The organism is Streptomyces sp. NPDC088157 (genome assembly GCF_044741545.1).
Lineage (GTDB): Bacteria > Actinomycetota > Actinomycetes > Streptomycetales > Streptomycetaceae > Streptomyces.
Genome location: NZ_JBIUSU010000008.1, coordinates 20,693 through 47,594, shown reverse-complemented (window position 1 = coordinate 47,594; position 26,902 = coordinate 20,693). Strand labels below are relative to the sequence as shown.

At 72.9% G+C, this 26,902-nt stretch carries 23 protein-coding genes; 10 read left to right on the top strand and 13 right to left on the bottom strand.

The window, feature by feature from the left end; all coding sequences use genetic code 11:
• Positions 1 to 105: 105 nt before the first annotated feature.
• Together ACIPFH_RS29890 and fxsA are read left to right on the top strand one after the other, a co-directional pair.
• Positions 106 to 996: a polyprenol monophosphomannose synthase gene (locus tag ACIPFH_RS29890; protein WP_401831226.1), complete on the top strand. Its 891-nt coding sequence runs from the start codon at positions 106 to 108 to the stop codon at positions 994 to 996.
• Between the two features lie 46 nt (positions 997 to 1,042).
• Positions 1,043 to 1,582 carry an FxsA family membrane protein gene (fxsA, locus tag ACIPFH_RS29885; RefSeq protein WP_401831225.1) on the top strand — a complete coding sequence of 180 codons (540 nt, stop codon included), beginning with the start codon at positions 1,043 to 1,045 and terminating at the stop codon, positions 1,580 to 1,582.
• Positions 1,583 to 1,818: 236 nt separating this feature from the next.
• Here the strand turns inward: fxsA and ACIPFH_RS29880 are convergent, their stop codons facing one another.
• From ACIPFH_RS29880 to ACIPFH_RS29865, 4 genes are all read right to left on the bottom strand, one after another.
• Positions 1,819 to 2,193 (bottom strand): RNA polymerase-binding protein RbpA, encoded by a 375-nt coding sequence (locus ACIPFH_RS29880; protein ID WP_020128921.1) that lies wholly within the window; start codon positions 2,191 to 2,193, stop codon positions 1,819 to 1,821.
• 278 nt (positions 2,194 to 2,471) lie between these two features.
• Positions 2,472 to 3,839: an MFS transporter gene (locus tag ACIPFH_RS29875; RefSeq protein WP_401831222.1), complete on the bottom strand. Its 1,368-nt coding sequence runs from the start codon at positions 3,837 to 3,839 to the stop codon at positions 2,472 to 2,474.
• Positions 3,840 to 3,891: 52 nt separating this feature from the next.
• On the bottom strand, positions 3,892 to 4,659 hold the full coding sequence (locus ACIPFH_RS29870) for a glycerophosphodiester phosphodiesterase (RefSeq protein WP_401831219.1): 768 nt from the start codon (positions 4,657 to 4,659) through the stop codon (positions 3,892 to 3,894).
• Positions 4,656 to 5,342 (bottom strand): YitT family protein, encoded by a 687-nt coding sequence (locus ACIPFH_RS29865; RefSeq protein ID WP_401831216.1) that lies wholly within the window; start codon positions 5,340 to 5,342, stop codon positions 4,656 to 4,658. Before ACIPFH_RS29865 ends, ACIPFH_RS29870 begins: the two co-directional genes overlap by 4 nt.
• A gap of 96 nt (positions 5,343 to 5,438) precedes the next feature.
• Between ACIPFH_RS29865 and ACIPFH_RS29860 the strand changes: the two genes are divergently transcribed.
• The gene (locus ACIPFH_RS29860; RefSeq protein WP_356265092.1) at positions 5,439 to 6,938 is read left to right on the top strand and encodes a PLP-dependent aminotransferase family protein; all 1,500 of its coding nucleotides are present in this window, start codon (positions 5,439 to 5,441) and stop codon (positions 6,936 to 6,938) included.
• 333 nt (positions 6,939 to 7,271) lie between these two features.
• Here the strand turns inward: ACIPFH_RS29860 and ACIPFH_RS29855 are convergent, their stop codons facing one another.
• Both ACIPFH_RS29855 and ACIPFH_RS29850 read right to left on the bottom strand, forming a co-directional pair.
• The gene (locus ACIPFH_RS29855) at positions 7,272 to 9,098 is read right to left on the bottom strand and encodes a hypothetical protein (RefSeq protein WP_401831214.1); all 1,827 of its coding nucleotides are present in this window, start codon (positions 9,096 to 9,098) and stop codon (positions 7,272 to 7,274) included.
• A gap of 40 nt (positions 9,099 to 9,138) precedes the next feature.
• Positions 9,139 to 9,333: a hypothetical protein gene (locus ACIPFH_RS29850; protein WP_356263987.1), complete on the bottom strand. Its 195-nt coding sequence runs from the start codon at positions 9,331 to 9,333 to the stop codon at positions 9,139 to 9,141.
• Positions 9,334 to 9,596: 263 nt separating this feature from the next.
• Here ACIPFH_RS29850 and ACIPFH_RS29845 point away from each other — a divergent pair, with 263 nt between their 5' ends.
• The 3 genes from ACIPFH_RS29845 (at position 9,597) to ACIPFH_RS29835 (ending at position 12,828) form a co-directional block, all read left to right on the top strand.
• Entirely contained in the window at positions 9,597 to 9,989 is a 393-nt protein-coding gene (locus ACIPFH_RS29845; RefSeq protein ID WP_356263990.1) for an ankyrin repeat domain-containing protein, read from the top strand.
• Between the two features lie 323 nt (positions 9,990 to 10,312).
• Positions 10,313 to 11,734: a HEAT repeat domain-containing protein gene (locus ACIPFH_RS29840; protein ID WP_401831211.1), complete on the top strand. Its 1,422-nt coding sequence runs from the start codon at positions 10,313 to 10,315 to the stop codon at positions 11,732 to 11,734.
• Between the two features lie 269 nt (positions 11,735 to 12,003).
• Complete coding sequence (locus ACIPFH_RS29835; RefSeq protein ID WP_401831897.1) at positions 12,004 to 12,828, top strand: SGNH/GDSL hydrolase family protein; 825 nt, start codon at positions 12,004 to 12,006, stop codon at positions 12,826 to 12,828.
• A gap of 69 nt (positions 12,829 to 12,897) precedes the next feature.
• On the opposite strand, the gene ACIPFH_RS29830 is transcribed toward ACIPFH_RS29835, so the two are convergent.
• Genes ACIPFH_RS29830 through ACIPFH_RS29810 form a run of 5 tightly spaced genes read right to left on the bottom strand, consistent with a single transcriptional unit; the run spans position 12,898 to position 17,333 of the window.
• Positions 12,898 to 13,767 (bottom strand): biotin-dependent carboxyltransferase family protein, encoded by an 870-nt coding sequence (locus ACIPFH_RS29830; RefSeq protein ID WP_401831208.1) that lies wholly within the window; start codon positions 13,765 to 13,767, stop codon positions 12,898 to 12,900.
• Positions 13,764 to 14,390, bottom strand: coding sequence for an allophanate hydrolase subunit 1 (locus tag ACIPFH_RS29825; protein WP_401831896.1), 627 nt, complete (start codon positions 14,388 to 14,390; stop codon positions 13,764 to 13,766). Before ACIPFH_RS29825 ends, ACIPFH_RS29830 begins: the two co-directional genes overlap by 4 nt.
• Before the next feature lie 2 nt (positions 14,391 to 14,392).
• Positions 14,393 to 15,160 (bottom strand): 5-oxoprolinase subunit PxpA, encoded by a 768-nt coding sequence (locus ACIPFH_RS29820; RefSeq protein ID WP_356253867.1) that lies wholly within the window; start codon positions 15,158 to 15,160, stop codon positions 14,393 to 14,395.
• 20 nt (positions 15,161 to 15,180) lie between these two features.
• Entirely contained in the window at positions 15,181 to 16,035 is an 855-nt protein-coding gene (locus tag ACIPFH_RS29815) for a putative hydro-lyase (protein WP_401831205.1), read from the bottom strand.
• Positions 16,032 to 17,333, bottom strand: coding sequence for an MFS transporter (locus tag ACIPFH_RS29810; RefSeq protein ID WP_401831203.1), 1,302 nt, complete (start codon positions 17,331 to 17,333; stop codon positions 16,032 to 16,034). Before ACIPFH_RS29810 ends, ACIPFH_RS29815 begins: the two co-directional genes overlap by 4 nt.
• A 171-nt stretch (positions 17,334 to 17,504) precedes the next feature.
• Here ACIPFH_RS29810 and ACIPFH_RS29805 point away from each other — a divergent pair, with 171 nt between their 5' ends.
• The 4 genes from ACIPFH_RS29805 to ACIPFH_RS29790 all read left to right on the top strand — a co-directional run bounded on the left by ACIPFH_RS29805 (position 17,505) and on the right by ACIPFH_RS29790 (position 25,569).
• Complete coding sequence (locus ACIPFH_RS29805) at positions 17,505 to 18,212, top strand: GntR family transcriptional regulator (protein WP_401831200.1); 708 nt, start codon at positions 17,505 to 17,507, stop codon at positions 18,210 to 18,212.
• 134 nt (positions 18,213 to 18,346) lie between these two features.
• Complete coding sequence (locus ACIPFH_RS29800; RefSeq protein WP_401831197.1) at positions 18,347 to 19,876, top strand: hypothetical protein; 1,530 nt, start codon at positions 18,347 to 18,349, stop codon at positions 19,874 to 19,876.
• 52 nt (positions 19,877 to 19,928) lie between these two features.
• On the top strand, positions 19,929 to 20,807 hold the full coding sequence (locus ACIPFH_RS29795; protein ID WP_356253882.1) for a hypothetical protein: 879 nt from the start codon (positions 19,929 to 19,931) through the stop codon (positions 20,805 to 20,807).
• Positions 20,808 to 20,940: 133 nt separating this feature from the next.
• On the top strand, positions 20,941 to 25,569 hold the full coding sequence (locus ACIPFH_RS29790; RefSeq protein WP_401831194.1) for a hypothetical protein: 4,629 nt from the start codon (positions 20,941 to 20,943) through the stop codon (positions 25,567 to 25,569).
• On the opposite strand, the gene ACIPFH_RS29785 is transcribed toward ACIPFH_RS29790, so the two are convergent.
• Both ACIPFH_RS29785 and ACIPFH_RS29780 read right to left on the bottom strand, forming a co-directional pair.
• Positions 25,506 to 25,826, bottom strand: coding sequence for an aldehyde dehydrogenase family protein (locus ACIPFH_RS29785; protein ID WP_401831894.1), 321 nt, complete (start codon positions 25,824 to 25,826; stop codon positions 25,506 to 25,508). The two genes, ACIPFH_RS29790 and ACIPFH_RS29785, sit on opposite strands and share 64 nt — an antisense overlap.
• Positions 25,827 to 25,903: 77 nt before the next feature.
• Positions 25,904 to 26,560, bottom strand: a complete 657-nt coding sequence (locus tag ACIPFH_RS29780; protein ID WP_401831191.1) for a hypothetical protein — start codon at positions 26,558 to 26,560, stop codon at positions 25,904 to 25,906.
• Positions 26,561 to 26,902 lie beyond the last annotated feature (342 nt).

Below are 26,902 nucleotides of genomic sequence, written 5' to 3'. Positions count from 1 at the left end.
CCCCGCTCTCGCGGGTCCGACACCACCATGGCGAACGTCCCGGCACGTCACCGCAGGCGGCGGCCACTATGGTGGTCCCCTGCGTACGGACTTGAAGGGGCAGTAGTGAACGACGGCGACGGGACCCTCGCGGCACAGGACCGGGGGAGACAGTTCGGTCCGCTCGGCACGGCCTTGGTGATCATCCCGACCTACAACGAGGCGGAGAACATCAAGGCCATCGTCGGCCGGGTGCGCGAGGCTGTCCCCACGGCTCACGTCCTCGTGGCCGACGACAACAGCCCCGACGGCACCGGCAAGCTCGCCGACGAGCTGGCCGCCGGTGACGACCAGGTCCGGGTCCTGCACCGCAAGGGCAAGGAGGGCCTCGGCGCCGCCTACCTCGCGGGCTTCCGCTGGGGCCTGGAGAACGGCTACGGCGTGCTGATCGAGATGGACGCCGACGGCTCCCACCAGCCCGAGGAACTGCCCCGTCTGCTCACCGCGCTCAAGGGCGCCGACCTGGTTCTGGGCTCCCGCTGGGTGCCGGGCGGCCGGGTGGTGAACTGGCCCAGGTCCCGCGAGGTCATCTCCCGCGGCGGCAGCCTGTACTCCCGCCTCGCCCTCGACCTCCCGCTGCGCGACATCACCGGCGGCTACCGCGCCTTCCGCCGTGAGACCCTGGAGGGCCTCGGTCTCGAGGAGGTCGCCTCCCAGGGCTACTGCTTCCAGGTCGACCTGGCGCGCCGCGCCGTCAAGGCGGGTTTCCAGGTCGTCGAGGTCCCCATCACCTTCGTCGAGCGCGAACACGGCGACTCCAAGATGAGCCGCGACATCCTTGTCGAGGCGCTCTGGCGGGTCACCGCCTGGGGCGTGGGGGAGCGGGTCGGGAAGATCACGGGCCGGAGCGCCGACCGGCCGGCGCGCCCGCAGGCGCCCGCCAAGCCGCAAAGCGACGCCAAGCCGCAAAGCGACGCCAAGTCTCACAGCGACGCCAAGCCGCACAGCGACGGCTGATCCTCCCCTTATGCCGCTCTGAGCCGGGTCCGGGCACACTGGAGGCATGACGACCGGCTCTCCGACCCCCGCGTACCCGACTCCCGCCCAGCCCTCCGCCCGGCCCCGCCGCTCCCGCCTGCGGACATACCTGCCGCTGGGCCTCGCCGCGTGGCTGGTGCTGGAGATCTGGCTGCTGACCGTGGTCGCGGGTGCGACGAGCGGGCTGGTGGTCCTCCTGCTCCTCGTCGCCGGGTTCGTCCTCGGCGCCGTGGTCATCAAGCGGGCCGGGCGCCGAGCCTTCCAGAACCTGAACGAGGCGCTCCAGCGCGGTACGCCGTCCGACCGGGGAGGCGGCAACGGCCTCATGATGCTCGGCGGCCTCCTCCTGATGATCCCGGGGCTGGCCTCCGACGCGATCGGCCTGCTCCTGCTCCTCCCGCCGGTCCAGAAGGCGGTCGGCGGCTATGGGGAGCGCAAGCTGAGGGAGGCCGCGGGCACGCCCGGCACCCTGGGCGACGCCTTCCAGCAGGCCCGCATCCACCGCCCGGACGGCAAAGTGGTGCAGGGCGAGGTCATCAGGGACGAGCAGCCGCCGGGGGCCTGACCCGGCGGATCACCCGGGTCCCGGTCTGACGGTCGCCCCCCGGTCCCGGTCCCGGTCCCGTCCCACGGTCGATCCCGCGGGGTTCCGGCTTCGCGGTTCACCCCGGCGCTTCTTGTCACTCGCCACTCGCTTCACTCGCAGACGGCAGCACGACGACCGCGGGCGCCGTACGTGAATCACGTACGGCGCCCGCGGTCGTTGTCGTGCGCTGTGAAGCCGGTCACAGCCCCTTGGGGCTACGCGCTTTTTCGGCTGTCGCGGGGATGCACCGCAAGGTTCATCGCCCCGGACCGCAGAACGGCCAGCCGCTCCTCGAGGACCTCTTCAAGTTCCTCGCGCGTCCGCCGCTCCATCAGCATGTCCCAATGCGTACGCGCGGGCTTGGCCTTCTTCTCCTCAGGGCCGTCGCCGTCCACGAGGAGTGCAGGGGCTCCACAGACCTTGCACTCCCACTCCGGCGGAATCTCCGCCTCGACCGAGAAGGGCATTTCAAACCGGTGCCCCTTCTCGCATGCGTACTCCACGGCCTGGCGCGGGGCCAGGTCGATGCCGCGGTCCGTCTCGTAGCTGGTCACCACGAGGCGCGTGCCGCGAAGAGCTCGCTCACTCATGAATCGTGCCTCCCGGGCTTGTCGCCCACAGGACAGGTGTCGCTGTCGTCGTCATCCGGTCAACGTCCGGTCGGCGGTAAAGATTCCCGTTCCGAGTCCCGTTCCGGGTGGTGGGTCGCCGTCGTAGCCGCAGCCTTGTCAATCAGTGCAGTACCCACCGGCGCCCGGTTTGTCACATCTGAAAGGAGATGTCACCCAGCGTTTCGGCATCTTTGACGCGCAGTAACGGTACGCCTGGCAGGCCAAACGCGTACACTACCGCCCTTTCGCCCTGAGTGCTAAATCCTCTCGGGCACCGGATTCCCCGCGTCGCCGATCGCCTGCCGTACCGGTACCCGGGCGAGCAGGAGGAACCCGGCGACGAAGAAGACCACCAGCGAGATGATCGCGTCCCGGTAGCTCCCGGTCAGCTGATAGGTGATCCCGAAGAGGAGGGGGCCGAGCCAGCTCATGCCGCGGTCGCTCATCTCGTACGCCGAGAAGTACTCGGCCTCCTTGCCGGGCGGGACCAGGTGGGAGAAGAGGGACCGCGACAGCGCCTGACTGCCGCCCAGGACGAGTCCGATCGCGGCCGCCAGCAGGAAGAAACCGATCGGCGCCCCGGCCGGCAGGAAGTAGCCGGCGCCCAGGGTGAGCGTCCAGGCAGCCAGTGAGCCGAGGATGGTGCGCTTCGCGCCGTACGTCCGGGCCAGGCGCCCCATGCCCAGCGCGCCCGCCACGGCCAGCACCTGCACCAGCAGCACGGCGCCGATCAGCGTGGACTGGCTGAGGCCGAGCTCCTCGGAGCCGTAGACCGAGGCCTGGGAGATCACGGTCTGGATGCCGTCGTTGTAGATCAGGTACGCGAGGAGGAAGGCGAGGGTCAGCGGGTGGCGGCGCATGTCGCGGACCGTCGCCACGAGCTGACGCAGACCCGGAGCCGTCCCGGCCGTCCGGGCAGGCGCCTGGCGCCGGGTGGTGGGCCGCCGGTCACGCAGCCGCAGCAGCGGGACGAGCGTGAAGCCGCCCCACCACAGGCCGGCCGAGGCCAGACAGATCCGCACCGCCATCGACTCGGTGACGCCGAAGGAATCGTGGGCGAGGTAGAGCACCAGGTTGACGACCAGCATCAGCGAGCCAGCCGCGTAGCCGAAGGCCCAGCCCCGGGAGGAGACCGCGTCGCGTTCCTCGGGCGGGGCGATCTGCGGCAGGTAGGAGTTGTAGAGCATCATCGCCACCGACTGGGCCGCGTTCGCCACGATCAGCAGCGCGCCTCCCAGGAGATAGCGGTCGCCGCCCAGGAAGAACATGCCGGTCGTGGCCGCCGCGCCCACGTAGGCGGCGGCGCCCAGCAGGGGCTTCTTGCGGCCGCTGCGGTCGGCCGCCGCGCCCACCAGGGGCATCACCAGCACGGCCACGACCACCGACAGGGACACCGAGTACGCGAAGAAGGAGCCCGCGCGCACCGGGATGCCCAGGGGATGCACGTACCCGCCGGCGTCCGCCGCCCGCTTGGCCACCGAGGTCAGGTAGGGGCCGAGGAACACGGTGAGCACGCTCGTCGAATAGACGGAGCACGCCCAGTCGTAGAAGTACCAGCCGCGCTGCTCGCGCCGCCGTTCGGCGGCCTCGTCGGACGCCCCCGTCCGCACGGTGTCGATGTCCACCCGTGCCCTCGCTTCCCGCTGCCGCAGCCGCGCGCGGACGACGGGCCCGAGGTCAGACCCAGACGCCCCGGTCCTGCATGACCTCGCGCAACGTGTCGATGTGATCGGTCATGATGCCATCGACTCCGAGGTCCAGGAGCCGGTGCATCCGATCCGGGTCGTTGATCGTCCACACGTGCACCTGGAGCCCGCACGCGTGGGCGGCCCGCACGAAGCGATGGTCCACGACCCGGATGCCCGAGTGGGCCTCGGGGACCTGGGCGGCGACCGCCGAGCGGCGCAGTGCCGCCGGTATGCCCCAGGACCGCAGCCGCAGATTGAGCACGCCCCGGGTGCCGTACGACGTCGCCAGTTGGGGTCCGGCCAGCCGCTGGGCGCGCACCACGCGGGCCTCCGAGAACGAGCCGACGCAGACCCGGTCCCACGCGCGCGTGCGTGCGATCAGGTTGAGCAGGGGATGCAGCGCGGGCTCCGCCTTGAGGTCCACGTTCCACCGCACCTCGGGGAAGGTCTCCAGCAGCTCCTCGAAGAGCGGCACCGGCTCCTTGCCCGCCACGCGCGCGTGCCTCACGTCCGCCCACAGGAGGTCGGCGATGCGGCCCGCGCCGTCGGTCACCCGGTCCAGCGTCGCGTCGTGGAAGGCGACGAGTTTGCCGTCGCGTGTGGCGTGCACATCGGTCTCGATGTAGCGGTAGCCCGTCTCGACGGCGCACCGGAACTGCGCCGTGGTGTTCTCCAGACCGTCCGCGGCCCCACCGCGGTGGGCGAACGGGATGGGCCCCGGATGGTCGAGATACGGGTGGCGTATGGAGCTGGTCACGGACGCAGTATGGCTCCCTGCGGTGTCCCGGTGGCAACGGCCGTGCTGCCGCCCGATGCCGCGGGAACGGCGAAAACCCGCAGGAAGAGCTGGGCGAGCGGACCGATCGTCACCGCGTAGAGCAGTGTGCCGACGCCGACGGTGCCGCCGAGGGCGAACCCGGTCACCACGACGGCCACCTCCACCGCCGTCCGCATCATCCGGATCGACCGCCCGGTACGCCGGTGCAGCCCCGTCATCAGTCCGTCGCGCGGGCCCGGTCCGAAGGAGGCCGCGATATAGAGGCCGGTGGCCGCCCCGTTGACGACGATCCCGGTCAGCAGGAGCGGCACCTGGACGGCGAGACCGTGTGCTTCGGGGATGCACGCGAGCGTGCCGTCCATCGCGAGGCCGACGACGAAGACGTTGGAGACCGTGCCGAGGCCCGGGCGCTGGCGCAGCGGGATCCACAGCAGCAGCACCGCCGCGCCCACGAAGATCGACACGACGCCGATCGTCAGGCCGGTGAGCTCGGCGAGACCCTGGTGGAGCACGTTCCAGGGCTCCAGGCCCAGACCCGCCCGGACGAGGAGTGCGGAACTGGCGCCGTAGAGCGCGAGGCCCGCGTACAGCTGGATCAGCCGGCGGGCGAGGTGGCCGTTCGGATCCCGTGGACGCGGTTCCTGCGGCGGTGGCTCGGACAAGGGGTCCCCCTGGTGGTAGTGGCCTGACCCGTGACACTCTGTGGCTTGGAAGCGAACGTCATCCATGGCCAATTCGGGGAAGGTGGACTGGTATCCATGGCGCAGTGGACCTCGGCGGTGGGAGCCGCGCAGCTCGCGCGGCTGCTCAAGTCCCAGCAGGACCGTCCGGCGGGCCCCGGGTCGCGCCGTCCACCGGCCTACCGCGCGCTCGCCGACGGCGTCCGGCTGCTGGTGCTGGAGGGCCGGGTCCCCGTCGCCGCACGCCTGCCCGCCGAACGGGAACTGGCCCTGTCCCTGTCCGTGAGCCGGACGACCGTCGCCGCCGCCTACGAGGCGCTGCGCGCGGAGGGATTCCTGGAGTCCCGGCGCGGAGCGGGCAGCTGGACGGCCGTCCCGGCGGGCAACCCGGTTCCGGCGCGTGGTCTGGAGCCCCTGCCGCCCGAGGCTCTCGGCTCGATCATCGACCTCGGCTGCGCGGCGCTGCCCGCCCCGGAGCCCTGGCTCACCCGTGCCGTGCGGGGCGCGCTGGAGGAGCTGCCCCCGTACGCCCACACGCACGGCGACTATCCGGCGGGCCTGCCCGCGCTGCGGTCGATGATCGCCGAGCGGTACACCGCGCGCGGGATACCGACGATGCCCGAGCAGATCATGGTCACCACCGGCGCGATGGGGGCCATCGACGCCATCTGCCACCTGTTCGGCGGGCGCGGTGAGCGCATTGCCGTCGAGTCGCCCTCCTACGCCAACATCCTTCAGCTGATGCGGGAGGCGGGCGCTCGTCTGGTGCCCGTCGCCATGGCAGAGGGGCTCGCCGGCTGGGACATGGACCGCTGGCGCCAGGTCCTGCGCGAGGCCGCGCCGCGTATCGCGTACGTCGTCGCCGACTTCCACAACCCGACCGGCGCGCTCGCCGACGAGGACCAGCGGCGCCGGCTCGTGGAGGCGGCCCGATCCGCCGGGACGGTGCTGGTCGCCGACGAGACCATGAGCGAACTGTGGCTGGAGGACGACGTCGAGATGCCGCGGCCCGTGTGCGGCTTCGACCCCGCCGGGTCGACGGTGATCACGGTCGGGTCGGCGAGCAAGGCCTTCTGGGCAGGGATGCGCATCGGCTGGGTGCGGGCGGCCCCGGACGTCATCCGCAGCCTCGTCGCGGCACGCGCCTACGCCGACCTGGGCACCCCGGTACTGGAGCAGTTGGCGGTGAACTGGCTGTTCAGCACCGGCGGTTGGGAGCAGGCCGTCGAACTGCGGCGCCGCCAGGCCCGGGAGAACCGCGACGACCTGGTCGCGGCGGTGCGCAGGGAGCTCCCGGAGTGGGAGTTCGCCGTGCCCCGGGGCGGGCTGACGCTGTGGGTGCGGGCCGGTGGACTCTCCGGATCGCGCCTCGCCGAGGCGGGGGAGCGGGTGGGACTGCGGGTGCCGTCCGGGCCGCGGTTCGGCGTCGACGGCGCCTTCGAGGGTTATGTGCGGCTGCCGTTCACCGTGGGAGGCGCGGTGGCGGAGGAGGCGGCGGCACGCCTGGCCGCCGCGGCGCGGATCGTGGAGAGCGGGGGAACGGCGGGCGGCGAGGCACCACGCACGTTCGTCGCCTAGCGAGGCGGACGGAGGGGAGCGGGTGCCCCGACCGGCGCGGCTGGTGGGCCCGGGGTTCGGCGGACTCGGTTGTTGGGTGCGGGGTTCGGCGAACTCGGGCGTTGGGCCCTGAGCTCGGCGGACTCGGGCGTTGGGCCCTGGGCTCGGGGAGCTCCGGTGCGGCTGTGAGGGATGCGCGGAGGGCTTGGCGGGGGCGCCGGGCCCATGCGGGATCGGCCTCCGCGCCGGGGCTCTCACCCGCCCGCGGGGCCCGGGCGGGGCGGGCCGCCGCCCGCAAGGGTGCCGGTCGAGCCGGTGACGGCCTCGACCGCGCCGCCGCCACCCTGCCCGCGTCTACGTCACCTGTTCCGCGCCCACGACCTCCGCGTTCATGGCCTTCGCCCCTGTGGCTTCCGCGGCCGAGGGTTTCGGGTCCAGAACCTTCGCGGCCACGGGCTTGGCAAGCGCGGCGTCCACGACGACGGGCTTCGTCGGCGCGGCCTCCACCGCTGCGGGTTTCGTGAGTTCGGCGTCGACGACTACGGGTTTCGGGAGCGCGGCGTCGGTGATCACGGGTTTCGTGAGCACGGCGTCCGCGATCACGGGTTCCAATACGGATGGGGCCGCGAGCACGGGCTCGGCCGGCAGCGGCGGCATGTCCGTGTCCGCCGGTGTGGAACGCGGCGGCAGGAGATCGAGCACCGCCTGCCGATGCGCGTCGCTCGTCGCGTCGTCGTACGGGTCCGGGGTGGCCGGCACCTGGAGTCGGTGGACCGGCCCCGATCCGAGGCGGGCGTATCCGCGCCCCGACGGCACAAGGTCGACGGGTGTGGTGTGCGGGGGTGCGCCGAGGACCGTCTCCAGTTGCTGTCTGGACGCCGGTCCGAGCGCGACCCGCGCGCGGGTGTGCTGCCGTACGGCGTCGCTCAGGGAGTCCAGGGCGTCGAACTGCTCGGCCACGACCACCGTGACCCCGGCCGCACGGCCGTGCCGGAGGGGGATCTGGAGGAGCGCCTGCGGATCCTTGTGGCCGTCGGCGTCGGCCAGGTGGGTGAAGGCGGTGGGGCGGTCCAGAAGGATCCACAGCGGGTGCTTGGTGTCGTCCGGTGGCGGGTCGCCCGCCTGCCGGGCCTGGTTGGCGGCGATGAGCCGGCGCTCCGTCTCGTGTGCCGCCCATTCCAGGGCGGCCAGCGCCCCGGCCAGCCCGATCTCGACGCCCAGGACGCCTTCCCGGCCGGCGAGGCAGGCGTACTCGCCCGTGCCGCCGCCCTCGATCACGAGGACGTCGCCGTGCTCCAGCGCCTGGAGGGCGATGCAGCGCAGGAGGGTGGAGGTGCCGCTGCCGGGCTGGCCGACCGCCAGCAGGTGCGGTTCGGTGGAGCGGATGCCGGTGCGCCAGACGACCGGCGGGACGTCGCGCTGATCCTCCCCGTGGGCCAGGGGGAGGGTGCGCTGGACCCGGGAGGGGTCGGTGAAGCCCAGGATCGTCTCGCCGGGGGCGGTGACGAAGCGCTGGGCGGCGATGTCGGTGGGAAGGGGGGTGAGGACACTGAGCGTGAGTTCGTTGCCCTCCTCGTCCCAGACGAAGAGGTACTCGCGGCCACGGCCGGACTTCGCGGCGAGCAGCTGCTCGATCCGTGCGCGCGGGGCGGCCTCTCCGTCCGGGAAGTACGCCGGGTAGCGGATCACGAGGCGGGCCACGCGGCCCGAGTCGTCGAACTCCTGCGTCGGGAAGACGTCTTCCCAGTCGCCGCCGTGGGCGTACAGGGGAGAGGGGTCGTCGGCCGTCGAGAAGTACGGGACCAGGGCCTCGTACAGCACTTGGAGTCGCTGGATCTGCGACTCGTCGGGGCCGTCGGGAGCCGGTGGGTTGCGGTCCCTGCCCTGCCAGGCCGCCGTCGCCATCAGGGTGATGACAGCGAGCAGCGGGCCGTACGGCACCAACACCATGACCAGGATCGACGAGGCCGCCAGGAACAGCAGCGGTCCGCGCCTGTCCCTGGGGGTCTCGGCCCACTTGCGCCGCCCGGCCGAGGCCAGCCGGCGCAGTCCGCGGGTGATCGTGATCAGCGGATGGAGGACATCGGTGGCGCTGTCGGCCGCCGTCCGGGCCAGCTCCCGGCTCCGGGCGAACTGTGCGCTGCCTGTGCTCAGGATGCTGGGAAGGGGGCGCCGGACCACTGCTGTCTCCTGGAGGTGCGTACGGACGGGACGAGCGGCGTCAGAACTTGATGCCGCCGAGGAGGCTGGCCAGGCTCTCGCCGCCTGCCTTGATGCTCGGGGCGATGGCCGTGCTGGCCATGTAGAACCCGAACAGGGCCGAGACCACGGCGTGCGACGCCTTGAGCCCGGCCTTGCGGAAGAAGAGGAAGACGATGATGCCGAGCAGGACTACGCCTGACATGGACAGGATCATTTGGGTTCTCCTGGTTCGCGGGGGACAGTCACCATGAGTACTTCCAGGATCACAGGATGTATCCATACTATAAAAGGTGCAACTGGGTGAAATACGCCTGATTTCCCCCAGCTGGCGGAAGGCCTGGTGGGCTGCCTGAGCAGGAGAGTTGCGTCGAACGGGTCTGCCTGTGATCTTTGCCGTCGGCGGGACCGGCCATGTGTCCGACGAGCCAGTACGCTGGCGATTCACCTGAACGGTTGTAGTGAGAGGCGGACCGGCCGATGAGCGAAGCCCCCGACCCCGAGGTCGTGGAGCTGGCGACCAAGATCTTCGATCTGGCCCGGCAGGGGCAGACCGGGGAGCTCGTGGAGTACGTCGACGCGGGCGTGCCGGCCAACCTCACGAACGACCGCGGCGACTCCCTCGTGATGCTCGCCGCGTACCACGGCCACGCCGAGGCGGTCCGGGCCCTGCTGGCCCGCGGCGCCGAGGCCGACCGGATCAACGACCGAGGCCAGACCCCGCTCGCCGGGGCCGCCTTCAAGGGCGAGGCGGACGTCGTCAAGGTCCTGCTGGAGGCCGGCGCCGACCCGTCCCAGGGGACGCCCTCGGCCGTCGACACCGCTCGCATGTTCGACAGGGCGGAGTTGCTGGACCTGTTCGGCGTGCACTGAGCCGAAGGTCCTGAGCAGGTCAAAGGAAGTTCCTGACCAGGTAAATCAACGACCACGGGGGAGGCGGTACAAGGCCGCCGGAAATTTCGGTCGCGGCAGGTAGAACAGCCGGGTCATCATGACGTCGTGATTCACGGACGCGATGGCTGGGCAGGTGTTGCCGCACCGCGCGGGCCGTGACGCGGTCCGCATGGGCCACCGACGAGAGGCAGAGGAAAATGGGTAACAGCAAGCAGGAAACGGCGGGCGCCCCGACGTGTTGTCACGCGGCCAGGTAATGCACGTCCCCGGTTGCGTCGACGCTTGATGTGAGGCTGTTTCCCATGTTCGATCCGGTCATAGCGCCCAGCGGTACGCTGCTCGGCCTGCTCCAGAGGGGCCGCGGCGACGGCACGCTGCACGCGCTCACCGCACCGCGCGCCGAGGCGCTCGCGGCGCTGAACCACTGTGTGCTGCGGGATCCCCGCCACGACTGGCAGGTGGAGAACCGCTCCCTCTACTACGCCCGACTCTTCCTCGACCTGCACGGCGAGTTGGACGAGATCGAGGCCCACCTCTTCGACGTCGAGGACTCCTTCGACACCGAGGAGTCCCGCACGGGCCTCGCCCTGGCAGTCCTCGGTCACCTCGCCTCCTACGGGAGACGGGACGCCCTGCTCCTGCTGCGCCGGTACGCGGCCTCGGGAGCCAACTGGGCCTGGGCCCTGGACGAACTCGCCCTGCGGGACGACGACGCCGGTCTGCGAGCGCTGGCCGCGCCCGTACTCGCCCGGTTCGGCACCGATACCGAGGGCGTGGCCGAACTCGCCGCCGCCGTACGGGACGCCTTCGAGCCACGGCCCTGGCGGCTGTGGGCCGAGGATCCCCGCGAGTACGTCTCCACACGCGTGCGTGCCGCTCAGGAGGCCGGCTGCTTCGACCGCTGGCAACGGCAGCTGAGCCCGAGCGGACCCCGCCCCGGCTGGAGCGTCCAAGCCGTGTTCGAGTGGGCCCAACAGGGCGTCGAACGCGGAGCCGCGCTCCATGTCCCCGCCGCCCGCTGTCTCTCGGCCGTGGCCGGGCCCGAGGACCGCCCCGAGATCGTGCAGGCGGCCAAGGACGGCACCGAGGGAGCCCGGTGCACGGCGCTGCGCTACCTCGCCGACTTCAATGATCCAGACGCCCTCCTTTTGATCGAACAGGCCATGGCGGCCGGCTCGACGCCGGTGGTCGAGGCCGCCGTCGACGCCTTCGAGCGCATGCGCAGCGTCGCCGCCGTGGACCGGGCCCGCGGCTGGGCCCACCGGCCCGACCCCCTGGGCGCCGCCGCCGGCCGCATGCTCGCGTGCCGGGGCGGCACCCAGGACAGCGACCTGGTTCTCGGCGCCCTGCGCGAGGCCGTGCGCGGCGAGGGCTGTGACGCGCCGACCCTGTGGACCCTCGTCGACGGCGCCGGACGACTCGGCATCGTCTGTGCGGCACCCGTGCTGCGCCATATCTACCGGGAGACGGCCTCGTCCCATCTGCGCGGGCGCTGCGCCCGCGCACTCGCCGCCACCGACCCCTCCTACGCCACCGGCTTCGCCGTCGAGTGCCTGTGGGACTGCGAGGAGGGGACCCGCGAGATCGCCGCCCGGCACGCCGAGACCGGTGACGCCCGGGTCGTGGAGCGGCTGCGCCGGCTCGCCGCCGACCCGGCCGAGGAGGCGGAGGTCCAGACGGCCGTGCGGAGCCGGATCGGACCGGACGCCGCGTCCGCCATGTGAACACCGGGACCGGCCGCCGCCCGAGGGGAGCCTGGCGGCGGCCGGTCCGACAGGTGAACACACGGTGGCCCGCCGGGCGGACCGGCATGGACAGCGTCCGACCCGCGCGGTACATATCGGATGGATGCGGGTGCGGAGCACAACGCTCACGGGACGTTGGTCGCGCGGAAAGATCCACTTTGATGCGGCCACGTCGTGCCGGGCGGCCTCGGATGAGGCGCGTCCGTTTCGTCGCCCTCGGGGACTCGCTCACCGAGGGCGTGGCGCGGCTGGGCCGCGTTGCTCGCCCACGGGCTCGTCGGGAAGGCCGAGGAGGCCATGGAGAGCGAGGGACCGTGGAGAGTGCAGGGGCCGTGGAGCCCGTGGAGTTCATCAACCTCGCGATCAACGGCGCGCAGACGCGGGACGTGCTGGAACGGCAGCTCCCGATCGGGCTGGAGCTGCGGCCCGACGTCTTCTCCGCCGTCGTCGGCGTCAATGACACCCTGCGCTGCACCTTCGACATCCACGCGGTGGCCGCCCGCCTCGACACGGTCTACGGGGCCTTCGCCGCGCAGGGCGCGGTCCTGCTCACCGCGTGTCTGCCCGACCCGGGCGGCACACTCGGGCTGCCCGGGGCTCTCGCCCGGCCACTGGCCCGGCGGCAGCGCGCGGTCAACGCCGTCGTCCACGCGCTGTCCGAGCGTTACGGTGCCGTCCACCTGCACGCCGCGGAGGGAGACTGGCTGACGGACCGGGCCATGTGGAGCGCTGACCGACTCCACCCCGGCGAACGGGGACACCGGCAACTGGCCGTGCGCTTCCACGCGCTGCTGGCCGGGGCAGGCCTCGCGACCGGATCCGCGCCCTCGCCCGAGCCCGACTTCCCGGAGCCCACGACCTCGGCGAACCTGTGGTGGCCGGCGACCGCGGGCACCGGCTGGGTGGCCCGGCGGTGCACCGACCTCCTCCCGCAACTGCTCACCCTGGCCGCCGCCGAGATGCGTCACCGCGCACGGGGGACGAGCGCCCGCCTCGACCTGCGGGCCTCCGCGGCGGTGTCCGCCGCCCTTGCCGCGCTGTCCGTGGCGGAGCGGCAGCCGGACGCCGCCTGAAGCCCGGCCGGTGTCACCGGTTGTGCCGGTATGCACCGACATCAACAGGGTCTCACCGGCGCGGGCGGCTCACCTCCGGCGTACGGCAACGAAGCGGACCGGTGTTCCGGGTACCGCCTGGGCCGCCGCCGAGAGGTCGGTCGCGCGGACGACCCCGATCACCGGGTAGCCCCCGGTGGTCGGATGGTCGGCCAGGAAGACCACCGGCCTGCCCGCGGGCGGAACCTGTACGGCGCCCAGGACCATGCCCTCGCTCGCCAGCTCACCGCTCCGGGCGCGCTCCAGGGCGGGCCCCTCGGTGCGCAGCCCGATGCGGTTGCTGGCCGAGGACACCTGGAACGTCCGCGAGGTGAAGGCGCGGAACGCGTCCGGGGTGAACCAGTCGTCGCGTGGGCCGGGCGTCACCCGGAGGACGAGTTCGGTCGGGGGCGCCGGCTGCGGGGCGACGTCCACGCGCGCGTGCGGGACGAGCTCGGGCCCCAGGGGCAGGACGGTGCCGTCCGTGAGCGGAGGGGGGCCGAGGCCCGAGAGCAGATCCGTGGACCGGCTGCCGAGGACCGGCTCGACGATGACGCCACCCGCCACGGCCACGTAGGCGCGTACCCCGGTGACGGCCGGTCCGACGTCCAGCACGGCCCCGGCGCGTACCCGCACGGGTGCGCCCCAGGCGACCGGCCGGCCGTCCACGGTGACCCGGCAGGGAGCGCCGCCGACCGCCAGGGTCGCGTCGGAACGCGGCTTGAGGGCGCAGCCGTTGAGCGTCGTCTCCAGGACGGCCGCATCGAGCGAGTTGCCCACCAGCCGGTTGACGAGGGCCGCCGCGGGCGCGTCCAGCGCACCGGAGCGCGGCACGCCGAGGTGTGCGTGTCCCGGGCGGCCCCGGTCCTGCACCGTGGTGAGCGCCCCGGCGCGGACGACGAAGAGTGCGCGGTCGCTCATGGCGTGCCCACCGGCCCCACCGGGACGAAGCGCACGCGCGTGCCCGGTGACAGCAGCGCGGCCGGCACGCGCGTGTGGTCCCACAACACCGCCTCGGTGCTGCCGATCAGCTGCCAGCCGCCCGGCGACGCACGCGGGTACACGCCCGTGTACGGCCCCGCCAGCGCCACCGAACCGGCCGGCACGGCGGTGCGCGGGGTCGCCCGGCGCGGGACGTCGTAGCGCGGGGGCAGGCCGGTGAGATAGCCGAAGCCGGGCGCGAAGCCGCAGAAGGCCACCCGGAACTCGGTGGCCGCGTGGATACGGGCGACCTCCTGTTCCGGGACGCCCCAGAGGGCGGCGACCTCGGCCAGGTCGGGGCCGTCGTAACGGATCGGGATCTCCACGGCAGCCTGCTCGCGCGGGGGAGCGGGCGGTACGTCGGAGGCGGCCAGTTGGGACGCCACCCGGTCGGGGTCGGTCAGACCGTCCAGGAGCACGGTGCGGGCCGCCGGGACGATCTCGCGGGCCCTGAGCAGGCCCGCCGTGCGGCGGCGCAGCAGCTCCGCGTGCAGGGCCTCGGCCTCCGTGCCCGACGCCACCTCGACGAGCAGGGCGTCGTCGCCGACGGGCAGGACACGCATGCTCATGCGAAGGCCTCCACCCGTACGCCCGACTCCTCCAGTCCACGCCTGACCCGGCGGGCCAGTTCCACCGCGCCGGGCGTGTCGCCGTGCAGGCACAGCGAACGCGCGCGTACCTCGATGGACGATCCCGCGCGCGAGGTGACCTGCCCGAGGCGGGCCAGGCCCAGCGACCGCTCCACGACGGCGTCCGGGTCGGTGACCACGGCCCCGGTCTGTCCACGCGGCACGAGCGTGCCCTCCTCGGTGTACGCGCGGTCCGCGAAGGCCTCCGGGACGGCCGGGAGCCCCGCCCGCCGGGCCAGCTCCAGCAGGCGCGAGCCGGGCAGCCCGAGCACGGGCAGCGCGGCGCCGGCGAGGAGTACTCCGTCGACCACCGCGCCGGCCTGTGCCTCGTCGTGCACGACCCGGTTGTAGAGCGCGCCGTGCGGTTTCACGTACGCCACGCGCGCGCCCGCCGCCCGGGCGAACACCTCCAGGGCGCCGATCTGGTACGCCACCTCGGCGGCGAGTTCGGCGGACGGCACGTCCATGGCGCGCCGCCCGAACCCCGCAAGGTCCCGGTAGGAGACCTGCGCGCCGATCGTCACGCCCCGCTCGGCCGCCAGGTCGCACACCCGCCGCATGGTGGCCGCGTCCCCGGCGTGGAAGCCGCAGGCCACGTTGGCGCTGCTCACGACGGAGAGCAGTCCCTCGTCGTCGGTCAGCTGCCAGCGGCCGAAGCCCTCGCCGAGGTCGGCGTTCAGATCGATCGCGGTCGTCGCGGTCATGGTTCCTTCGTATCTCCTTCTCAGGCCACGCGGTACTGCTCGTCGCGGGCGTCGGTGAGGAACATCTGTCCCGGGGCGTGGGTGAGGGCGAACGGCGGGCGGGAGGCCATCACGGCGGCCTGCGGGGTCACACCGCAGGCCCAGAACACCGGGATGTCGTCCGGCGCGGCGTCGACCGGATCGCCGAAGTCGGGACGGCCGAGGTCGCCGATGCCCAGTCCCGACGGATCGCCGCAGTGTACGGGGCTGCCGTGCACCGCCGGGAGCAGGCTGGTCTCCCGGATCGCCGCCGCGAGGTGCTGCGGCGGCACCGGGCGCATGGACACCACCATGGGGCCGTGCAGCCGCCCCGCGGGCCTGCACTGACGGTTCGTCACGTACATCGGGACGTTGCGCCCCTGCTCGAGGTGCCGGATCGGGACGCCCGCTCCGGTCAGGGCCCACTCGAAGGTGAAGCTGCACCCGATCAGGAACGACACCAGGTCGTCACGCCAGTACGCGCGCACGTCCGTCGGTTCGTCCACCAGCTCCCCGTCCGCCCAGACCCGGTAGCGCGGCAGGTCGGTGCGCAGGTCGGCGCCCTCGGCCAGGACGGTCGTCCAGGAGCCGGCGTCCGTGACGTCGAGGACGGGACAGGGCTTCGGGTTGCGCTGGCAGAACAGGAGCATGTCGTACGCCCAGTCCGCGGGCACCGAGATGAGGTTGACCTGGGTGTGGCCCGCCGCGACTCCGGCCGTGGGGCCCGCCAGGCCCGCCCGGAAGCGGGCCCGGGCGGTGGCGGGGCTCCACGCGTGCGCGTGCTCGTCGAGGAGGGTGACGGGACGGTCCTCGGTGATGGGCGGACGGCGGTCCTGCGTGAGGATCGGACGGTTCACTCCAGTTCCTTCCCTCGGGTCTCCGGCAGCCCCAGCAGCGCCAGGGCGGCGATTGCGTAGCCGATCGCGCCGAAGACCAGCGCGCCGCCCACGCCCCAGCTGTCGGCCAGGAAGCCGACCGTGGTGGGGAAGACGGCGCCCACGGCGCGTCCGGTGTTGTAGGTGAAGCCCTGTCCCGTGCCGCGCAGGGCCGTCGGATACAGCTCGCTCAGATAGGAACCGAAGCCGCTGAAGATCGCCGACATGCAGAAGCCGAGCGGGAAGCCGAGCACGAGGAGCAGGGTGTCCGCGCCGCTCGGGATGTTGGCGTACGCCAGGATGCACACCGCCGACAGCAGGGCGAACAGCCAGATGTTGCGGCGCCGGCCCAGCCGGTCGGTGAGGTAGCCGCCGGTGAGGTAGCCGAGGAAGGCGCCCGAGATCAGGAAGGTCAGGTAGCCGCCGGTGCCGACCACGGACAGGCCGCGCTCGGATTTCAGGTACGTCGGCACCCAGGTCGCCAGGGTGTAGTAGCCGCCCTGGACGCCGGTGGAGAGCAGTCCTGCGAAGATCGTCGTCCGCAGCAGCGGCCCCTTGAAGATCGCCGGGAAGGAGCCCCTCTCGGTGCTCTGTTCGCGGGCGGCGGTGGCTTCCGGTGCGTCCTGCACCCGGCGCCGCATCCACACGACGAGCAGCGCGGGCAGGGCGCCCGTCCAGAACATCACCCGCCAGGCCATGTCTTCGCCGACGAACGAGAAGACCAGGGTGTAGGCGAGTGCCGCGAGCCCCCAGCCGACGGCCCAGGAGCTCTGGACCGCTCCCAGGGTGCGGCCCCGGTGCTTCGCGCTCGCGTACTCGGCGACCAGGATCGCGCCGACCGCCCACTCGCCGCCGAAACCGAGGCCCTGGAGGGACCGGAAGACCAGCAGCGTCTCGTAGGTGGGCGCGAAGCCGCAGGCGACGGTGAAGACCGCGTAGGTGATCACCGTGATCATCAGCGCTCTGACCCGGCCGATCCGGTCGGCCAGGACGCCCGCCACAGCGCCGCCGATCGCGGAGGCGACCAGGGTGACGGTGGTGAACAGGCCGGTCTGGCCGCTGTCCAGGCCGAAGTACGCGGCCAGCGCGACCATGCTCAGCGGCAGCGTGAAGTAGTCGTAGGAGTCGAGTGCGTAGCCGCCGAACGCGCCGGCGAAGGCGCGGCGGCCGCGCGGCTTGAGGGCGCGCAGCCAGGCCAGTGCGCCGTCGTCAGGGCCGTGGCCGGCCGTGGCGGGACGGGGGTCGGTGCTCGGGGCCTGCGGTGGAAGGGGACTGCTCATGGGGCACCTCGCTGAGGGAGGACGGAGGGTGCGGGGAGTGAGCCGTGCCGTGCGGAGGCGGGTCGCCGCGGTGGGGACGGGCGGTGCCATGGGAATGAAGGTAGAGGATCGTTGAACGATCCTTCAATACCCCTGTTGTTTCGTTCTGGCGTCTGCGATTGAATTCCGGGCATGGCAGAGCAGCTGGCGGGACTGGCCGACGACCGCGCCCTACTGGGCCGTACGAGCACGGCCGAACGGGTATCGGACATCCTCAGGAGCCGCATCGCCGAGGGCTACTTCCCGCCCGGGACCCGGCTGTCGGAGGACAGCATCGGCGGGGCGCTCGGTGTCTCCCGCAACACCCTTCGCGAGGCGTTCCGGCTGCTCACCCACGAGCGCCTGCTGGTCCACGAGCTGAACAGGGGCGTGTTCGTCCGGGTCCTGACCGTCGAGGACGTCGAGGACATCTACCGCACCCGGGCCCTCGTCGAGTGCGCCGTCGTTCGCGGGCTGGGGGAGCCGCCGTACGTGCTGGACGGCCTCCGGGCCAGCGTCACCGAGGGACAGGTGGCGGCCGTGGAGAACGACTGGAAAGGGCTGGGCACCGCCAACTTCCACTTCCACCGCGAACTGGTGTCCCTGGCCGGAAGCGCCCGCACCGACGAGCTGATGCGCAGCGTCTTCGCCGAGCTGCGCCTCGCCTTCCACCTCGTCGACGAGCCGCGCCGGCTGCACGAGCCGTACCTCCAGCGCAACCGCCAGATCCTCCAGGCCCTGCAGGCCGGGGACAGGAGCGGGGCGGAGAAGCTCCTCGAGGTGTATCTGGCCGACTCACTGGAGCGGGTGGTGGAGGTCTATCGGCGGCGGATGGGCGATCAGCCCTCCACCGAGGCCTGAGGTTCTGTCGCACCCCTGCGCCCTGTTGCGCCGCTGAGTGCTCCCGCGACCCCGTCTTCTCTCGTGCCTCTGTGACGGCGGTCGCTTCTGCCTCGTTTGGGTCGATGTCAGACCGAGGACCTAGTCTGTGCACCGTGACTTCGCCTGCTTCGACGGACCGTGTTCCGCCCCAGCTCAGCGCGGGGCCGCGCCCGGCTTCGGGTCCGGCCGCCGACGAGGGGCTGGCGCGTCGGCTGCGCGCGCTCGCCTGCACCGCGCCGATCCACGACCTCGACGCGCGCAAGGCCAACCTCGCAGGTGAGTACTCGGTCTACGGCATGGCGGAGATCGCCCTCGCCGCCATCGACCTCGTCACGCTCAACATGGACTTCGACACCGGCGCCGACCACGACCAGATAGTGGCCCGCCTCATGCCGCGCATCGCCGCACAGGCCCCGCGGCGGTCCGTCGCGGAGCACGAGCGCGTGGCCCGCTGGGTCCTGGAGAACCTGATCAACGTCGGCAGCGTCGACCGCGGCTTCCGCGCCGCGTACGGCACGTTCGCGCCGGACGGCACGTATGTGCGCCGTGACTACGACTTCAAGCTGATCGAGGAGGTTCCCGGCTACGGCGGCGCGGTCTACCTCCGCACGACCGACGAGGCGGTCAACGTCCTCGTCGGCGCCCTCGACACCGACGTCACCAGCGCGCAGATCGCCGCCGAGGTCAAGCTCGAGGTGCTCATCCGACGTGGCCGTCTCGCCGACGCCCAGCTGGCCGCCGAGCAGGCCCGCTACCGCACCGTGCAGTACTCGGAGACGCTGCGCCGCGCCCTGGAGGCGACCCGGCGCAACGTGCGCGCGGTGGACTGGCTCAACGCGGTGCCCGACATGATCGCGGAAGCCCTCGACCACGTCGCCGACCGCTACCGCCACGAGAACGCGATCCTCACCAACATCCGCAAGGCCCGCGACGAGATCGAGGACGCGGAGAACAAGCGGCGGGCCGCCGAGCTCGTCGACATCGTGAAGGACTGCATCCGCCGGCACACCCAGTTGCAGTCCCGGCTGCTGGAGGCCGGCCCGCTGTTCCGCGCCGAGCAGGACCGGCAGGCCTTCGCCACTCCCATGACCTCGGCCGGCATGGACCTCTACGGGCACCTCGTCGCCCCCGTGCTGCCGTTGCCGCTGGAGCAGGCGGTCCGGGTCACCGACGCGTTCTTCGCCCGCGGGACCGGGTTGCGTACACCGGTGTCGGTGCGGATGGGTGATCTCGTCGACCTGCTGCTGACGCCGCCGGTGGAGCGGGAGCATCTCGGGGCGGAGATGCCGGAGCCGGACCTCATCGCGACGCCGGACGACAGCCGCTTCAGCGAGGGGCAGCTGACGATGGCCAAGGAGCTGCTCGATCTGCCGGCGGACGCGCCGCGACGTCTGTCCGGACTGCTCGAGGAAGCCCGGGCCAAGGACGGCGAGGAACTGGCGTACCTGGTGGCCCTGCTGGCCGTGCACGCCGCCAGCCCGGCCGTGGGCACCGCCTACCGCCAGGGTGAGGAGAAGCTGCTGTTCGCCGTGGACGACGGGACGGAGCTGGACGATCCCGGGTTCGGTGGGGCCGATCTCATCGTCGGCACCGCCCTGCTGGACGCCGCGGGCATGGCGGCGGACCGTACGGAGGCGGCATGAGCCGGGCCCGGAACCGAAGGAACGAGCATGAGCACATCAAGGAGCCGAAACCGTGAGCGAGCACGTCGACCGGAGTGAGCCGGAGGCCGTCGCCGCGCCGGTCTCCTCCGCCGTCACCCCCGCCGACGCCGCCGACGCGGCGCGGCTGGTCGCCTTCGGGCTGCAGCCAAAGCTGCAGCCCGCGCGGGACCAGGAGTACGCGGAGCTGCTCCGGCGGTACCGCGAGGATCCGGCTTTCGCGCGGCTCGCCGACGCCGTGGCCGCCGGACTCGGGCTGATCGTGCTGGAGGTCTCCCCGCGCGCGGGGATGGCGGTGACCGCCGCAGAGGACTCGGTGTTCGCCGTGCGGATGGGGGACTACGCGCGTCGTACGTCCGCCGACGGCGGCGACCGGTTCCTGCACGGGCTCGCGCACCTCTCCGTCGCCGCGATGGCGTTCCCACGGCCCGAGGACCTGGCCGACGACGGGTACATCGGGCGGGTCAGCGTCAACGGCGTCGACGCCTTCGTGCGCCAGGCCTGCCGCCGGCTGGAGGAACGGGCGCAGGAGCAGGGTGAGAACACCGACCCCGCGACCGACGCGCCCGGACTGGAGACCGCCTGGCGCATCTGGGCCAGACGCAGTTCCACCGGCGCCACCAAGGACGCGCGCAGGCTCGCCGGCTCGACGACCGGCATCGTCGGCAAGGCCGTCGCCTTCCTGACCGACTCCGGTTTCCTCCAGCGGACCGGTGACGACAGCGGCGGCACCTACCGGACGACCGCCCGCTATCAGCTCCAGGTGCGCGACATGGCGGGCGGTGCCGCCATGGCCGAGCTGCTGGAGCTGGGCGTCGTCCCGGTCACCGACGGCACGCCGACGCTGCTGCCCCCCGAGGAGACCGACGACCTGGAGCTGGTGGCCGACGCCGGGCTGCCGTTCCACTCCTGAAGCCTGCGAGCTCCTGCGCTTCCGAACTTCTGAGCTTCCGAACTTCTGAGTTTCCGGGCCTCTCGGCCTCCGGGCCTCAGGACTTGCGAAGCGCCTCCCCCCCCGATCTGCCGAAGACTTACGAGAGTCCGCCATGTACGAGCTGTCCCGGGTCCGCCTCTACTCCATCGGGCCTGCCGGTGCGCGCTACGCCGACACCGTGCTTGACCTGCGGGGCGTGGGCGACATCGTGCCCGACCCCGCGCCCACGCAGGCGGAGTTCTTCGAGGAGGAGCCCGTCGGCCCGCCGCGGCGGCCCGCGCCGGCGGGAGTGCTCTTCCTGGAGAACGGCGGCGGCAAGTCCGTCCTGCTCAAGCTGATCTTCTCGGTCATGCTGCCGGGCCACCGCAACACCCTCGGCGGGGCCAGCTCCGGCGTGCTGCGCAAGTTCCTGCTCGCCGACGACTGCGGACACGTGGCGCTGGAGTGGCAGCACGTCCTCACCGGTGAGCGCGTGGTCGTGGGCAAGGCGAGCGAGTGGCGCGGGCGACAGGTGTCCAACGATCCCCGGAAGTTCGCGGAGGCGTGGTACTCGTTCCGGCCCGGGCCCGGGCTGAGCCTGGACAACCTGCCCGTCGCCGAGTCGACCGCGGTAAGGCCCCCCGTCGAGGGCGCCTCCGGCGCGCAGGGGCGGCGGCGCACCATGAAGGGGTTCCGGGACGCCATCACCGAGGCGGGGAAGGCGTACCCGCACCTGGAGGTGCACTGGGAGGAGATCCACGACCGGTGGATCGAGCACCTCGGCGAACTGGGCCTCGACCCCGAACTCTTCCGCTACCAGCGGGAGATGAACGCCGACGAGGGTGAGGCCGCCGGCCTCTTCGCCGTCAAGAAGGACTCCGACTTCACGGACCTCCTGCTGCGCGCCGTGACCGACACACGGGACACCGACGGCCTCGCCGACCTGGTCAGCGGCTTCGGCAACAAGCTGGGCCGCCGCGCCGAACTGATCGCCGAACGCGACTTCACCGCCGGGTCGGTGGACCTGCTCGGACGGATCGTCGAGGCCGCCGGGACGCGGGCACACGCGCGTGACATCCACACCGGGGCCGAGCGGCGCACCCGCGCACTGGCCCGGCGGCTGTCCGCGCGGGGCGGGCGGGAGAAGGCGCGGGCCGGTGATCTCGCCCAGCGGGTCACGGCCGCCGCCCAGGCCGTCACGCACTCCGAGGGGGTACGGGAGCGCAGCGCCCTGATCGCCGCCGAACTCGCCTACCGGCACGCCTCGTTGGCGCTCGCCGCCGCCGAGAAGTCCGCCGCCGCGCAGAAGCGCGAACTCGCCGACGCCCGCACCCTGCACTCCGCCTGGCAGGCCGCCGAGGCCGTGCTGCGCCATCGCGCCGCCGCCGACCGGGTCGCGCGCGTCTCCGCCGCGATCCAGGAAGCCGAACGCGACGCCGCCCCCGCGCTCGCCGCCCGCGCCAAGGCCGCCGTCGACCTCGTACGGGCCCTGCACGCCGCCGCCGAGAGCGCCGAGACCCTCGCCAACGAGGAGGAGGAACGCTCCGCGGCCCTCCAGGAGGTCGGCGAGTCCGCGCACCGGGACTCCACGTCCGCCGCCACCGACGCCCAGCGTGCCCGCAGCGAGGTGGGCCACCTGCGCCAGCGCCTCTCCGAGGTCGAGCAGGAGACCGCCGAGGCGGTACGCGCGGGCTGGCTGGACGACAGCGCACCCGACGCCGACCCGGCCCGAGCGGCCCTCGCCGCCAGCGACGCCGAGAAGACCGCCGTCGCCGCCTGGGACACGGCGCGTGACGCCTCACGAAGGGCCGGCGAGCACGCGCGCGAGGCCGCCTCCGCGGAGTCCCGCGCCGAGCTCACCGCGGCCCGGGCCGCCGACGCGGCGACGGCGGCGCAACGTTCGTACGAAGCCGAGCGGCGGCTCGCCGAGTCCCTGGCCGACGAGGAACGGCTCGTGGAACTGCTCGGGCTGACCGGCGGCGCCACCCGCCCGCGGATTCCGCAGCCACGGCGGGACGGCGAGCCCGAGGACGGCTCCCTCCTGACCCCCGAGGAGCTGGACCGCTGCGCCGACGAGCTGCGCGAACTCCTCGACGACACCGTCTCCTCCGCCGAACGGCAGCTCTTCGAGCTGCGGACCGCGGCCGCCGACGACTCCCGCATCCTCGGCGCGCTCGGTGACGGCGGACTGCTGCCGCCCGGCCCGGACGTGCTGGCCACCGTCGAGTTCCTCGGCGAGCACGGCATTCCCGCCCTGCCCGGTTGGCGCTACCTCGCGCAGGCCGTCGACCCCGCCGACCACACACGCGTGCTCGCCGCCCGGCCCGAACTGGTCGACGGCGTGATCATCACCGACCCCGCGTCGCACGCACGCGCGCGTGAAGCGCTCGGTGACGCCGCCCTGCTGCCCCGTTCGGCCGTGGCCGTCGGCACGGCCGCCGCCCTGCTGGCACCGACCCCGGCGGCCGACGACCAGAGCAGTGACGTCTTCCTCGTCCCGCCGAACCCGGCCATGCACGACGAGCACGCCGCCGACGAGGAGCGGCAGGCTCTGCGCGCGCGGGCGACCGAGCGCGACGAGGACATCCGGCGGCTCGCGGCGCGGCTCGCCAAGGACCGCGAGCTGGCCGCCCGGCTGGCCTCCTGGCGTAGCGGCTGCCCGGCCGGACGGCTCGCCGAGCTGGCGCGGTCCGCGGCAGAGGCGCGCGCGTTCGCCGAGGAGTCCGAGGCCGAGCTGTCCGAGGCGCGGACCGTGCGCGCGGAGGCCGACGAGACCGCCGTGGAGGCGGCCCAGGTGCGCGACGAGCGCCAGGAGGCCGCGCAGAAGGCCCGGCGCGCCGCCGATGCCCTGGCCGGGCTCGCCTTCCGGCTGCGCGAGCGCGCCGGCTGGCAGGTCAAGGTGCGTGAACTCGCCGACGAGGCCGCCGAGTCGGAGGCCCGCGCCCAGACCTGCCTGGAGCGCGCCCGCGCCGCCGACGAGGACCGGCGCGGCGCCCAGCGCGCAGCCGACGACGCCCGTCGTACCGCGCGTGCCCTGCGCGCCGAACGAGCCGAGATCGCCGGCGCCCCCGACGACGTACCGCAGGACGACGCGGACGCCTCCAAGGCATCCCTGCCGGCCCTCCGCGAGGCGTACCGGGCGGCGTCCCAGCTGTACGAGAAGGTCGGCGTGGGGGCGGATCTGCGGGCCGAGCAGGCCCGCGCGGAGAGCGACGAGAGCGCGGCCCGCGCCGAGCTGGACCGGCTCAGCAACAAGGTCCGCACGCGCGCGGAGCAGTTGCTCCAGTCGCCCGACGGCTCGGACGGGCCGTCCCGGCAGGCCGCAGCCGCCCGGGCGGAGGAGCTGGTGCAGCTCCTGGAGACCCGTGTGTCCACCGCGAGCGAGCAGCTCGGGCGGCTGCGCGGCGAAGCCGAGCGGCACGCCCCCGAGGACGGCGAGGCCCACACCGAACTGTCCGAGGAGCTCCAGCCGCGCGACGCCGAGCACGCCCAGGCGCTGCTGCGCACCGCGACGGCCGAACTCGCCTCGCGTACCGAGGCGTTGAACCAGTCGCGCGAGGCCCACGCCGAACTCCTGGCCGCCCACCGTGCCGCCGAGGACGCGGCCGGTGGCTTCGACGAGATCGCCGCGATGCTCCGGGATCTGCTGCGCGAACACACCGTTGACGAGGACCAGGAGGAGGCGGAGCCCTATCCGGGCACCACGGAGGAGGCCCGCCAGTCGGCCGCCGAGGCCCGCCGCTCCCTGCGCGGCTGCGCCGCCGACCTGTCCGCCGCCGAGTCCGCCGTCCGCGAGGCCAGTGACATCCTCGTACGGCACGCCAACTCCACGCGCTACGAACAGGTCCGCACCCCGGCCCGTCAGCAGATCCGTGAGCTGCCCGCCTCCGCGCTCCCCGAGCACGCGCAGAAGTGGGCGAACGCCTTCGCACCCCGGCTGCGCGTCCTGACGGACGAGCTGGAGCAGCTGGAGCGCAACAGGGACTCGATCGTGGACCGGCTGCGGGGGCTCGTCGAGTCCGCGCTCGCCACCCTGCGCTCGGCCCAGCGGCTCTCCCGGCTGCCCGAGGGGCTCGGCGAGTGGTCGGGGCAGGAGTTCCTGCGCATCCGCTTCGAGGAGCCCGACCAGACCACCTTGACCGAGCGGCTCGGCGAGGTCATCGACGAGGCGACCCGGGCGGCCGTCAAGAAGAACTCCGACCTGCGGCGCGACGGCATGTCGCTGCTGCTGCGCGGGGTCGGCGCGGCTCTCCAGCCCAAGGGCGTCGCCGTCGAGATCCTCAAGCCGGACGCCGTACTGCGCGCCGAGCGGGTGCCCGTCGGCCAGATGGGCGACGTGTTCTCCGGCGGCCAGCTGCTCACCGCGGCCATCGCCCTGTACTGCACGATGGCGGCGCTGCGCAGCAACGACCGGGGCCGGGACAAGCACCGGTACGCCGGCACGCTGTTCCTCGACAACCCCATCGGGCGCGCCAACGCGACCTATCTGCTGGAGCTCCAGCGCGCGGTCTCGGACGCCCTGGGCGTGCAACTCCTCTACACCACAGGCCTGTTCGACACGACGGCGCTGGCGGAGTTCCCCCTGGTCATCCGGCTGCGCAACGACGCCGACCTGCGGGCGGGCCTGAAGTACATCAGCGTCGAGGAACACCTCCGGCCGGGTCTGCCGCAGCAGGCCCCGGCCGGAGAGGGCGCGGTTCAGGTGCGCAGCGAGATCACGGCGACACGGATGTACAAACGGCCCGCACCTGAGGCCGGTTGACCACGTCGGTCCAGCACGGTGGGCGGGTAGGAGAAGCCGTCGTCGTAGCCGGGCCCGGAGGGGCGTTCACCACCGCACCGCGACACGGCGCCCTCCGCCGGCCCTCTGGGCGACGTACGCCTCGACCTTGCCGCGGTGGGCCGCGGTGGGCCCGCGGAGATCAGCGGGCCGGTCTGTGCCTGTTCGTCGAAGGGCCCGCCGGGCCGCACCTCCGCGGCCCGGCGTACGACCTCGTCGACGGTGGACCGGCGTGAGATGAGGGGCCGGGTGGGGCCGGGCGCGGCCTGACCGGGAACCTGTCGCTGCTCCCTTCGTCAGCGCCGCGCCGACCGCCTCAGGAGTGGGACAGCTGCCCGGTGCCGCCCTGCCTGCGTATCCGTTCCTGCACGCGCTCGGCGGCCCTGGTCTGCCGTCGAACCCGGCGGCGCTCGCGTCGCAGGGCACGTGCGGTGCTGCTCGGCGTGGACACCACGCCGTTGCGCTGGTTCCACACCTGCCGGGTCACCCAGACGTCCAGCGCGCCCCACGTGGCCAGCACCGTACTGACCACGCTGCTGATCACCATGGGGAACGCCAGCCAGGACCCGGCCAGGGTGCACAGGAAGGCGACCATCGCCTGGATCAACGTCACGGCGATGACGAGCACCGCGCGCACGGCCGCCGTACGTACCGGGTCGGGCATCCGGCGCCTGCGCGCGGGCTCCTCGACCCACAACGGGCGGTAGACGACCCGCTCCTGTTCTCTGGCCGACCTGCCGCCGGCGCCGACCGCACCGGTCCGCCGGATGCCCTCCGGCGCCTCCGCGACGACCTTCGAGGCCCCGGGGACGCCACGGCCGGTCGACTTGCGGTCCCCAGGACTTTCACGCTGCTCCGCCGTCACGTGCCCGTCCACCGGCATCTCGCGATCCGATGCCTCGGGATCCCGCAGTGCCGTACCGCGCGCCGCCGCGCCCTCCTCGGGCGCCTCACGCCGCTCTGCCGTGCCCATCACTGTGTCACTCCCCACCGCCAGCAGACCGCTTGCCTCCGAGTCGAAGACCCGGCTCCCCAGTGGCTGCCCGGCTTGCGCTGTTTTACGCCGCCCAGGTGCGGCATACGGCTCGTGTGGCCGGTTCCGCCCCCAATTCCCAATGAGTAGGACGGATGACGCACCCCGAAGATTCCCGAGTTACGGAAAATTCTGGCCAACTCGTGTGCGTGGACGACCGGATCCCGTCGGGTCCGGAGGATCGGATTCGGGGCGGCAATCTCCCGTAATGCCCGGACAACACACCATGTCTCGCCCCCGGGGCGGAAGTTCAGCTTCCGGACACCTCTTCGAGTTAACTGT